The organism is Comamonas sp. SCN 65-56 (genome assembly GCF_001724135.1).
Taxonomy (GTDB): Bacteria; Pseudomonadota; Gammaproteobacteria; order Burkholderiales; family Burkholderiaceae_C; genus Comamonas_C.
The window spans coordinates 62769-73822 of record NZ_MEDS01000001.1 but is presented as its reverse complement, the minus strand read 5'-3'; the positions used below and the strand labels follow the sequence as shown (position 1 = coordinate 73822).

Here is an 11054-nt window from a genome sequence, read left to right as displayed (position 1 = left end):
CTGTGCGTCGTCGCTCATGCCTGACCTTGATCGTCCGCTGGCGAGAAAATTTGCACATCCTTGCCCACGTCTCCGTTGGCCCAGAGCAGCACCACCTCCTTGATCCCGCCTTTGCCCCCCAGGTACTGCAGCTTCAGATGGGTGTGCTGCGGCGAGCGAATGCGCACTTGCATGCCGAGGACGTAATCGAGGTCTAAATAGTCGTCGTATTCATCGACCTTCACCGCGGCACCGTCAGGCACATCGCGGTAGGTGATCTCTCCGCCCTGGACGGTTGAAACTTCTTCGTCGCAGGTGATAAACCCGACGGGTGATGCATGCACTTCCTCCAGGCGCTCGCCACTCGTGTTGACCAAGAACAGCTCGCCGCCTTGGTTGCGGGTCAACCACAGGGCAGGCGTTCTGAGTTCGGGTTTTCTGGGCGGCATCGGGCCAAAGCGGCCAAGGCGTCGCTCGGGCGGTACCCAGGGAAATTCATTCAGCAAGACCTTGGGCTCAAACATCGTCACTCCTTCGCTTGATCTTCAAATAATGACTGAATCCATAGGCATGAACACAACCAGAGGGAGGAAACAACCAGAACACTTCCCATTGTGGTGGGGCTGGCGTCAAAATACGTCGCAACATCTGCACGACTGCTATTTCATGCCCGCCACGACTACACGCCGCACCCTCGCCCGCCAATGGGAACTGCTCAAGCTGCTGCCTTCCCGAGGTACGGGGAAGACCGCCGCCGAACTGACGCAGGATCTGAATGCCGTGGGGTTCAAGGTCAGCAAGCGGCAAGTGGAGCGGGATTTGTGGGAGCTGTACGAGGCCTTTCACCTGGAGTGCAACGAAACCAGTCTGCCCTACGGCTGGAAATGGCCGCAGGGAGCCAGCGTCGATCTACCCGCCGTGACCCTGGCCGAGGCGCTTTCCCTGACCCTAGTGCACGACACCTTGAAGCCTTTGCTGCCGCCTTCCCTGCTCGCTGCGCTGCAGCCGCGCTTTGATCTGGCGCGCAAGAAGCTGGACAGCCTGAGCCCGGGCAATGCCCGTGCGAGTTGGCTCAAGAAAGTGGCGACGGTGCTGCCTAGCCTGCCCCTGCAACCCGCCCAGCTGGCGGACGAGGTAGTGGAAGCCGTGCACGAGGGTTTGCTGCGAGAGCGCCAGCTTGAGGTGAGCTACCTGGGGCAAGATGCCAAAGCGCCGACGCCCATGCGGCTGCACCCGCTGGGCCTGGTCAACCGGGGAGCGGTGAGCTACCTCGTTGCCACGGCCTGGGATTACGAAGACGTGCGGCTGTACGCCATGCACCGTATCCGCGAGGCGACCCTGACCGAGGAGCCCGCGCGCCAGCCTGCGGGTTTTGAGTTTCAAGCCTATATCCGCCAGGGCGCATTGCAGTTTGGCGGTGAGCGCACGATCCGCCTGAAGGCACGGGCCAGCGATGAATTGCTGCGCATCCTGGCGGAAACACCCTTGTCGCAAGACCAGGCGTTGAAGGGCCACACGCTGAGCGCGACCGTGCGCGACACTTGGCAGCTGACGTGGTGGATTCTCAGCCAGGGAGCAGGTATCGAGGTGCTGAAGCCTCTGACTTTGCGCAAGCAGATTGCCGGGAAAATTGCCGAGGCGCATGCGTGCTATCAGGCACCAGCCTGAAAACTGCCATGCCGCACGGAAAGCGCTGGCCATCTGCGCATGGCTGCGCTACGGGAAGACTACCTGCCATGGTGCTTTGAAACAATACGGCAGGGATACCCCGCTTGCGTCTCGCGCAGAGGCTGCGACACTAGGAGGCGTCTCTTCCAGCCAAGCACAAGCCGCCATGCCTGCCACTCCCGATACCGTCTATGCCTGCCTCGATGGCTTGAACACCACCCCTGCCGTGGTCGATGGCGCCTGCTGGGCTGCGCAGCGCCTGGGCGCGCCGCTCACGCTCTTGCACACGCTGGAGCGGCCCGAACCCGCCGCGGCGGTGGGCGACTACAGCGGCGTGCTGGGCATGGGTGCGCAAGACTTGCTGCTGCAGCGCCTTTCCGATCTGGATGAAGAGCGCGCCAAGGTGGCGCAGGAGGCTGCGCAGTGCATGCTCGACGAGGCGCGCTCGCGCGTCTGCCAGGAATCCGTGCCGCAGATGCAGACGCTGCTGCGCCAGGGTGACCTGATCGACGTGCTGCTGACGCAGGAGCCGAGCGCACGTCTTTTTGTGCTGGGCAGCAACCGCCGCCCCGCCACGGCGCGCAAGCTGCGGCTGGACCATCGCATCGAGGCCGCCGTACGCAACCTGCGCCAGCCGGTGATGGTGATGGACGCCGTGCCGTTTACCGCGCCCGAACACTTCGTCGTGGCCTACGACGGCAGCCCGACGGCTGACCGCGCGGTCGCTGCCGTCGCACGCAGCCCGCTTTTGAAAGGCATGCCCGCGCAGCTCGTGATGGCAGGCGATTGCCCCGCGCGACTGCAAGAGCGCTTGCGCGCCGCACAGACACAGCTGGCCGATGCCGGGTTTGCAGTGACCAGCCGCATGTTGCAGGGTTTGCCCGAAGAGGTGATTCCGCCGCTGATGGACAGCCTGGGCAATGCGCTGCTGGTGCTCGGCGCCTACGGTCACTCGCGAATCCGCCAGCTCATCGTGGGCAGTACCACGACTGCGCTGCTGCGGCTGTGCAGCGTGCCGGTAGTGGTGTTGCGCTGACGCACCAACAACCGTAACCCGGCACTGCTGGGCGATCTGAAGGCGGGCGCCAAGGTGCGTTTTCACACCGAGAAGATCAATGGCGCGCTCATCGTGACCGAGATCGCACCGGCGCACTGACGCCGGAATTCACGCCGCCGCGGCCTCCACCAGGCGCCGGGTGTAGGGGTTGCGCGGCTGGCCAAGCACCTCATTGCATCCGCCCGATTCGAGCACCTCGCCATCCTTCATGACGATGACCTCATGCGCCATCGCGCGCACCACGGCGACATCGTGCGTGATGAGTAAATAGGCCAGCCCCCGCTCCTTCTGCAGGCGCTGCAGCAGTTGCAGCACCTGCTGCTGGATGGTCACGTCCAGCGCACTCGTCGGCTCGTCCAGCACCAGCAGCTCGGGCTCGACGATGAGCGCGCGCGCCACCGCAATGCGCTGGCGCTGGCCGCCGGAAAACTCGTGCGGATAGCGCGCGAGCAACCCGGGAAACTGCGCCTCTGCCAGGCCGACGTCGGCGAGCATCGCCAGCGCGCGGGTGCGGCGCTCGGCTTCAGAAAGTTCAGGCACATGCACCTTGAGCCCCTCGCCGACGATTTCCTCCACCGTCAGACGGGGCGAGAGCGACGAAAACGGATCCTGGAACACCACCTGCACGCGCCGGCGCAAGGCCTGGTTGTGCGCACTGTTGTGCTGCGCGGGCGGGTGCCATTGATCGCCTGCCACCTGCAGGGTGCCGGTGCTGGGCAGCAGCCCCAGCAGCGCCTGCGCGAGCGTGGACTTGCCCGAGCCGGATTCGCCCACGATACCGAGCGTGCGCCCCACCGGAATCTGGAAATCCGCCCCCTTGACCGCAACGAACTCCCCTTTGCGAAACCAGCCGCGCACGCCCGGCAAGGGCACCGGGTACGCCACCCTCAGCCCCCGGGCCTGCACCGCGATCTCGCCACCCAGCGCCCCTTCCACCACGTCGCGCTGCGGTGTGCTGGCGATGAGCCGGCGGGTATAGAGATGCTCCGGCGCATCAAAAATCTGCGCCGTACTGCCCCCCTCCACCAGATGCCCCTGCTCCATCACCGCAACGCGATCGGCAAAGCGGCGCACCATGAGCAGGTCGTGCGTGATGAGCAGCACCGCCATGCCGGTCTGGCGCTGCAGATCAGACAGCAGCTCAAGAATCTGGCCGCGCAGCGTCACGTCCAGCGCCGTCGTCGGCTCGTCGGCCAGCAGCAGCTTGGGACGGCTGGCCAGCGCCATGGCAATCATGGCGCGCTGGCGCTGTCCGCCAGACATCTGGTGCGGAAAGCTGGCAGCGCGCCGCGCAGGCTCGGGGATGCCTGTGCTTGCCAGCAATTCGATAGCTGTCTGCGCTGATTGGGCGCGCGTCAGAGCCTGTTTCAGCATCAAGACTTCAGCCACCTGCGCGCCCACCGTCATCAAGGGGTTGAGCGCCGTCATGGGCTCCTGGAAAATCATGGCCACGCTACTCCCGCGCACGCCGCGCAATTCGCGCTCAGAGAGTTGCAGCAGGTCTCGCCCATTCAGCAGCGCCTGGCCGGAGATGTGCGCCTCACCCGCCAGGCGCAGCAGCGAGAGCGCGCTCACCGTCTTGCCCGATCCTGATTCGCCCACCAGTGCAAACTTTTCGCCCGCACGGATCTCGAAATCCACGCCGTGCACGACCTCTTTGTCGCCAAAGCGCACACGCAGGCCGGACACCTGCAGCAGTACGGGCGCGCTCATTGGTCGGCCTTTCGCGGGTCGAGCGCATCGCGCAGCGCATCACCCATGAAGGTGAGCAGCAGAAGCGTGACCACCAGCACCGCAAAGGTGAAGATGGAAATCCACCAGGCATCGATGTTGTTTTTGCCCTGGCTCAACAACTCGCCCAGGCTGGGCGTGCCAGGGGGCACGCCGAGACCGAGAAAATCGAGCGAGGTCAGCGCCAGAATCGCCCCGCTCATGCGAAACGGCAGGAAGGTGACGACCGGCACCATGGAATTGGGCAGGATGTGGCGCCACATGATCGCGCCGCTTTTCACCCCCAGCGCGCGCGCCGCCTTGACGTAGTCGAGCTGGCGGTTGCGCAGGAACTCGGCGCGCACGTAATCCGACAGGCCCATCCAGCCAAACAGCGACAGCAGCAGCAGCAGCAGCGTGATGCTGGGCGCGAAGATGGCGCTGAAGATGATGAGCAGGTACAGCTCGGGCATCGAGCCCCAGATTTCGATGAAACGCTGGAACGCGAGATCGATCTTGCCGCCGAAAAAGCCCTGGACCGCCCCGGCGATGATGCCCAGCACCACGCCGACTGCCGTCAGCGCCAGGCCGAACAGCACGCTGACGCGAAAGCCGTAGATCAGCTGCGCCAGCAGGTCGCGCCCGCGGTCGTCCGTGCCCAGCCAGTTGTCGCGCGAGGGGCCGGACGGATTGGGCGATTGGGCAAAGTAGTTCAGCGTGTTGGCGCCGTAGGGGTTCACGGTGTACAGCGCCCAGTTGCCGCCCTCGGTGATGCGCTGGCGCACATAGGGGTCAAGATAATCCGCCGGCGTCGAAAAATCCCCACCGAATGTGGTCTCGGGGTAGTCGTGCAGCATCGGAAAGTAGTTTTGTCCGTGGTAGTGCACGATCAGCGGGCGATCGTTGCTCACCAGCTCCGCGCCCAGGCTGACGAGCGTGAGCACGCAAAAGACAATCAGGCTCCAGTAGCCCAGCCGGTTGCGCTTGAAGCGCTGCCAGGCGCGGCGGGTGGGTGAGAGACTCACCGCCGGTGCTTCAGGCATCCACGTCTCCCGCCAACAAGTTCTGAAACGGCGCGTGGTTCTTGAACCGATAGGCGCCAAAGTCGCGCTCATCGGTCGTCAGGATGCGCCCATGCCCCAGATGCTCGGCCAGCAGCACCAGCGAGCCATCGGCCAGGTCCATGGGCAGGCTGGCGTAGCGCTGCATCAAGTGCGCCAGCCGCTCGGTTTGCGGCGCGTCCCACTGCCAGACGGCGATGCCGCCTGCGGCCACGTCACGCACCAGGGCATGCGCGGCATCAACGCCTATCCAGCGCGCAATCAAATGCGTGGCCTCGGTCAGCACCGGCCAGGTGGTGATCCAGCCCTCTTCCTGCGTGTGCAGCGCCTGCACGGCGCGCGCGTGCCAAGCGTCATCGGCATCGGCCAGTGCGTAGAAAAAACCGGCGTCGGCAAGGATCACGCGCCGCCCTTGTCGGATTCAGCGCCGGCGTATGGCGGCGTGGGCTCATGCACTGCTGGCGTGCGGCCCTGGTGCTTGGCCGCCCAACCCTCGGCCAGGCGTGCCTTGTAGCTGCCCGCCACATCGCTGCGGCCGCTGCGGCCCTTGCCGATGAAGGCTGTGAAATGCGTGAGGCCGCTGCGGCGCGCGCGCCACTGGTCGTAGTAATGCTGCACGCTGGTGCGCAGCACCTCGCTCACGCCCAAACCGGTGGCCTCGGCCAAATAGTTGAGCTGCTGTTCGGCGTCACCCTCGAAACGTGCGTTGACGCGCATGGTGAGGCTCCTTGAAATAAATGTCATGCATTGTATGACAAACCATCTGTTTGCTGGGTTCCATCTCGCGCATTCAGTCAATCAAACTTCACCCGTGGATCAACCCAGACGTAGCACAGGTCGGAAATCAGCTTGGTGAAGAGCCCGATCAGCGTGAAAAGATAGAGCGTGCCCAGCACCACCGGGTAATCGCGCCGGATCACGCTCTCATAGCTCAGCAGACCCAGCCCGTCGAGCGAGAACAGCGTCTCGATCAGGAGCGAGCCGGTGAAGAACGCGCCGATGAAGGCCGAGGGAAAGCCGGTGACGATGGGAATCAGGGCATTGCGAAACACGTGCTTGTAGAGCACCTGGCGCTCACTCAAACCCTTGGCGCGCGCGGTGAGCACATACTGCTTGCGGATTTCCTCCAGGAACGCGTTCTTGGTCAGCATCGCGGTGACGGCAAAGCTGCCCGCCACCATCGCAATCACCGGCAGCGTGATGTGCCAGAGGTAATCGACGATGCGCGCACCCCAGCCCAAGGACTCCCAGTTGCTGGACGTGAGCCCGCGCAGCGGAAACCACTGCAACTGCCCGCCAAAGACGACAAGCAGCGCCAGACCCAGCACAAAACCCGGAATCGCGTAGCCGATGAGGATCAGCACGGTGGTCGCCAGATCGAAGCGCGAGCCCGCGCGCACCGCCTTGGCCACGCCCAGCGGCACGGCGACGAGGTAGCTGATGAAAAACGTCCACAGCCCCAGGCTGATCGAGACCGGCATCTTCTCCTTGATGAGCTGCCACACGTCCTTGTTCTGGAAAAAACTGCGCCCAAGATCGAAGCGCGCGAACTGGCCCAGCATCTTGAAAAACCGCACGTGCGCCGGCTCGTCAAAGCCGTAGAGCTTCTTGATCTGCGCCAGGCGCTGCGAGTCCACCCCCTGCGCGCCGCGATACGCCATGCCCGCGCCCTCTCCGCCGCCGCCATGGCCCGCCATCCCGGCCTTGGCTTCCGCCAGATATTGCTCCACCGGGCCGCCGGGCACGAACTGGATCACCACGAAGGTGAGCAGCAGCACGCCCAGCAGCGTCGGCAGCATGAGCAGGATGCGCTTGAGGATGTAGGCGGTCATGGCATCAAGGCATTGAATTTGAATCAAATCAGGTTGTAACGCTTATCCAAAATACGCAAACAGCTATGGTTTTTTTGACCACCAGGTATCCACCACCCACATCTCTCCGGGTGAATACGGCGGCACCACATCGGGTTTGGCCAGGCGCCAGCCGTCATACACCATGCGGTGCGTGCTGGCCGACCATTGCGGGATCAGGTAGTACTCGGCGGCCATGATGCGATCGAGCGCATGGCAGGCAGGCAGCATCTGCTGCAGCGACTTGGCCGAGACCATGGCCTGGATCATCGCGTCCACCGCCGGGTTCTTGACGCCGGCGAAGTTGCCCGAGTCCTCCTGGTCGGCCGCCTTGCTGCCAAACAGGTCGGCAAACTCCTGCCCCGGATTGTTCGTGCCCTGAAAAGCGATGGTGGTGATGTCGAAATCAAACTTCTGCAGCCGCTGCTGGTAGAGCGCGAAATCGACCGAGCGGAACTTGAGCACGATACCCAGTTTGGCCAGGTTGCGCTGCCACGCGAAGATGGTGCGCACGCCGCCTTCGCTGCTGTCCATGTATTCGAGCACGAAGGGCTCGCCCTGCGCGTTCTTGAGCACGCCGTCCTGCACCGCCCAGCCCGCTTGCTTCAAGAGTTGCTGGGCGCGCCGCAAATGCTCGCGCAGCACCATCGGGCTTTCGGTCACCGGCGGCAGCACCATGGGGCCAAAAGCGGCCTTGGGCAGCTCGGCGCGCCAGGGATCGAGCAAGGCCAGTTCGGCCGCCGTTGGTTCACCGTTGGTTTCGCAGCGGGTATTGCCAAACAGGCCGTGCACGCGCTGATAGGCCCCGTAGAACAGTTGGCGGTTCATCCATTCATAGTCAAAGGCCAGGCCCAGCGCCTCGCGCACGCGCCGGTCTTGCAACAGCGGGCGGCGGGTGTTGAGGACATAACTCTGAAAGCCGGTGGGGAGCTTGTGCCTGAACTCGGCCTTGACAAGCTCGCCGGTATCGAAGCGCTTGCCATTGACGCGCCGCGCCCAGTCGCCGGCGCTGAAAAAGCGCATCAGATCGAACTCGCCTGCCTTCAGCGCCTCCAGGCGCGCGGTGTTGTCCTTGTAGATCTTGACTTCGATGCGGCCGAAATTGGCCGTGCCCTTTCGCACCGGCAGGTCGCGCGCCCAATAGTGAGGGTCGAGCACATAGGTGATGTCCTTGCCGAAATTGACCGGGCCGATCTTGTACGGGCCGCTGCCGATGGGCGTGTCCATCACCACCTGGTCAAAGGGCTTGCCCGCACCCCAATCGCGGCTGAAGATGGGCAGGCCGCCCACGGTCAGCGGCAACTCGCGATTGGGCGCCTTGAAGCGAAAGCGCACGGTGCGCGCGTCGATCACGTCACAGCCGGCCACCTCGTAGAGCATGGTCTTGTAGCCGGGCGAGACGTAGGGGCCGACGAGCGTGTCGTAGCTGTGCTTCACATCCTCGGCGGTGACCGGCTTGCCGTCGTGAAAACGCGCCCCGCTACGCAAGCGAAAGGTGGCCGACAGCCCATCCGGCGCCACGCTCACGTCCTCGGCCAGCAGGCCGTAGCCGGTGGCGGTTTCATCGAGCGAGCCGGTCAGCAGCGTGTCGAACATCAGCGCCGACAAATAGGCCGGCGCGCTACCGCGGATGGTGAACGGGTTGTATTTGTCGAAGGTGGAGGCGCGCGAATTGCTCACCAGGCGCAGCAGGCCGCCCTTGGGCGCATCCGGGTTCACATAGGGGAAATGGGTGAAATCGGCGGGCTCCTTCACGTCGCCCCAGAGCGCATAGGCGTAGTCGGCACGCGCGGGCAGCGCCAGTGCCAGCGCCGCCAAAAGAAGGAACAGCCGCAAACCTTGCATGCGACAATTCTGCATTACCTTCGGTTCGATTCAGGAGAACAACAATGGGTTTTCTCGCAGGCAAGAAACTGCTCATCACCGGCGTGCTGTCCAACCGCTCGATCGCCTACGGCATCGCCCGCGCCTGCCACCAGCAGGGGGCAGAACTGGCGTTCAGCTACGTCGGCGAGCGCTTCAAGGATCGCATCACCGAATTTGCCGCGGAATTTGATTCCAAGCTGGTGTTCGACTGCGACGTCGGCGACGATGCGCAGATCGACCAGCTGTTCACCGATCTGCACGCCGCCTGGGGCCAGTTTGACGGCCTGGTGCATTCGATCGGTTTCGCGCCGCGCGAAGCGATTGCCGGCAACTTCTTTGACGGCCTCTCGCGCGAGAACTTCCGCATCGCGCACGACATCAGCGCCTACAGCTTTGCCGCCCTGGCCAAGGGGGCACTGCCCTACCTGAACGACCAGTCGGCGCTGCTCACGCTGACCTACCTGGGCGCGCTGCGCAGCATTCCCAACTACAACACCATGGGCCTGGCCAAGGCCAGCCTGGAGGCCAGCGTGCGCTACCTGGCCGAAGCCATGGGCCGGACACCGGATGGCCGCGCGATTCGCGTGAACGGCATTTCCGCCGGCCCGATCAAGACGCTGGCGGCCAGCGGCATCAAGGATTTCGGCAAACTGCTGGGCCGCGTAGCCGATGCCGCGCCGCTGCGGCGCAACGTCACCATTGAAGACGTGGGCAACGTCGCGGCCTTTTTGCTGAGCAACCTGGCCAGTGGCGTGACGGCCGAAATCACCTACGTGGATGCCGGCTTCAGCCAGACGGCCGGGCTCTCGGCCGACCAGGTGTAGGCCCCGGTCAGGCAGGCGCCGTGCTGGCCACCGCGCCGCGAATGGCGTTGGCCAGCTCGGTGGCCTCGAACTTGGCCACATAGCCGTTCGCCCCCACCTTGCGCACCAGGTCCTCGTTGGTCGTGCCCGAGAGCGAGGAGTGGATCAGCACCGGCAGCCGCGCAAAGCGCGGATCCTGCTTGATGTTGCGCGTGAGCGTAAAGCCGTCCATCTCCGGCATTTCCAGGTCGGTCAGCACCAGGCCAACCTTGTCAAAAATGCTCTTGCCCTCTTCCTCGGCCACCTCGAACAGCGCATTGAGCCGCTCCCAGGCTTCCTTGCCGGATTTCACGATTTCGTAGGATGCCGACAGCGCCTTGAGCTCCTGCTCCAGCAGCGAGCGCGCCACAAACGAATCATCGGCCGCCAGCACGATGGCATCGCCGCGCATCTGCAGCTTGGAGCCGAGCTTCTTGCCCTCCACCTTGTGCCGGTCGCTTTCCGGCGTGACCATCTGGACAATCGCCTCCACATCCAGCACCTGCGCCAGCTGCTGCTTGCCATTGGCATCCGGATCAAGCCGCGCAAAACTCGTCACCATCGACTTGGCGTTGCCGCTGGCCTCGGCCGGAATCACCTGGCTCCAGTTCAGGCGCGCAATGTCTTCGACGGACTCCACAGCAAAGGCCTGCACCGAGCGCGCGTACTCCGTCACCAGCAGGATGTTGAGCCCGGTCTCGGGCTTGCAGCCGACGATGGTGGGCAAGTCAAACACCGGAATCACCTGCCCGCGCAGGTTCACCACACCCAGCGAAAGCTTGTCCGCCCCCACCACCGGCGTGATTTGCGGCATGGCCATGATCTCGCGGATCTTGAACACGTTGATGCCGAACAGCTCGGACTGACCCAGGGCGTTGTCCTTGCCTAGGCGAAACATGAGCATCTCGAACTTGTTCGAGCCGACGAGGTTGGTGCGTTCATCGACTTCGGATTGTGGTTTCGCCATGGTGAAGGTCCTCCGGCGCCGGGTGCAGCGCGGTATTCGGTCATTCTATAAGCT

Annotated in this window: 11 protein-coding genes; 3 read left to right on the top strand and 8 right to left on the bottom strand. The window is 64.1% G+C overall.

Annotation, left to right across the window (positions count from 1 at the left end; genetic code table 11):
• Nucleotides 1–14 precede the first annotated feature (14 nt).
• Entirely contained in the window at nucleotides 15–503 is a 489-nt protein-coding gene (locus tag ABS45_RS00360; protein ID WP_291551655.1) for a hypothetical protein, read from the bottom strand.
• 142 nt (nucleotides 504–645) lie between these two features.
• Between ABS45_RS00360 and ABS45_RS00355 the strand changes: the two genes are divergently transcribed.
• Together ABS45_RS00355 and ABS45_RS00350 are read left to right on the top strand one after the other, a co-directional pair.
• Complete coding sequence (locus tag ABS45_RS00355) at nucleotides 646–1647, top strand: WYL domain-containing protein (protein ID WP_291551653.1); 1002 nt, start codon at nucleotides 646–648, stop codon at nucleotides 1645–1647.
• A 166-nt stretch (nucleotides 1648–1813) separates the two neighbouring features.
• A complete protein-coding gene (locus ABS45_RS00350; RefSeq protein WP_291551651.1) occupies nucleotides 1814–2683 on the top strand; it encodes a universal stress protein in 870 nt (289 codons plus the stop codon).
• 129 nt (nucleotides 2684–2812) lie between these two features.
• Here the strand turns inward: ABS45_RS00350 and ABS45_RS00345 are convergent, their stop codons facing one another.
• The 6 genes from ABS45_RS00345 to ABS45_RS00320 form a co-directional block, all read right to left on the bottom strand.
• Nucleotides 2813–4417, bottom strand: a complete 1605-nt coding sequence (locus ABS45_RS00345; RefSeq protein ID WP_291551648.1) for a dipeptide ABC transporter ATP-binding protein — start codon at nucleotides 4415–4417, stop codon at nucleotides 2813–2815.
• On the bottom strand, nucleotides 4414–5457 hold the full coding sequence (locus ABS45_RS00340) for an ABC transporter permease (protein WP_291551645.1): 1044 nt from the start codon (nucleotides 5455–5457) through the stop codon (nucleotides 4414–4416). Before ABS45_RS00340 ends, ABS45_RS00345 begins: the two co-directional genes overlap by 4 nt.
• Entirely contained in the window at nucleotides 5450–5878 is a 429-nt protein-coding gene (locus ABS45_RS00335) for a PIN domain-containing protein (protein WP_291551642.1), read from the bottom strand. Before ABS45_RS00335 ends, ABS45_RS00340 begins: the two co-directional genes overlap by 8 nt.
• Nucleotides 5875–6192, bottom strand: coding sequence for a hypothetical protein (locus ABS45_RS00330; RefSeq protein WP_291551640.1), 318 nt, complete (start codon nucleotides 6190–6192; stop codon nucleotides 5875–5877). The genes ABS45_RS00335 and ABS45_RS00330 overlap by 4 nt, the downstream gene beginning before the upstream one ends.
• 77 nt (nucleotides 6193–6269) lie before the next feature.
• Nucleotides 6270–7307, bottom strand: a complete 1038-nt coding sequence (locus ABS45_RS00325; RefSeq protein WP_291551637.1) for an ABC transporter permease subunit — start codon at nucleotides 7305–7307, stop codon at nucleotides 6270–6272.
• A gap of 63 nt (nucleotides 7308–7370) precedes the next feature.
• Complete coding sequence (locus tag ABS45_RS00320) at nucleotides 7371–9170, bottom strand: extracellular solute-binding protein (protein ID WP_291551635.1); 1800 nt, start codon at nucleotides 9168–9170, stop codon at nucleotides 7371–7373.
• 44 nt (nucleotides 9171–9214) lie between these two features.
• Between ABS45_RS00320 and fabI the strand changes: the two genes are divergently transcribed.
• Complete coding sequence (gene fabI, locus ABS45_RS00315) at nucleotides 9215–10015, top strand: enoyl-ACP reductase FabI (RefSeq protein ID WP_291551633.1); 801 nt, start codon at nucleotides 9215–9217, stop codon at nucleotides 10013–10015.
• Nucleotides 10016–10022: 7 nt separating this feature from the next.
• Here the strand turns inward: fabI and ABS45_RS00310 are convergent, their stop codons facing one another.
• Nucleotides 10023–11000 carry a chemotaxis protein gene (locus ABS45_RS00310; RefSeq protein WP_291551631.1) on the bottom strand — a complete coding sequence of 326 codons (978 nt, stop codon included), beginning with the start codon at nucleotides 10998–11000 and terminating at the stop codon, nucleotides 10023–10025.
• Between the last annotated feature and the right edge of the window lie 54 nt (nucleotides 11001–11054).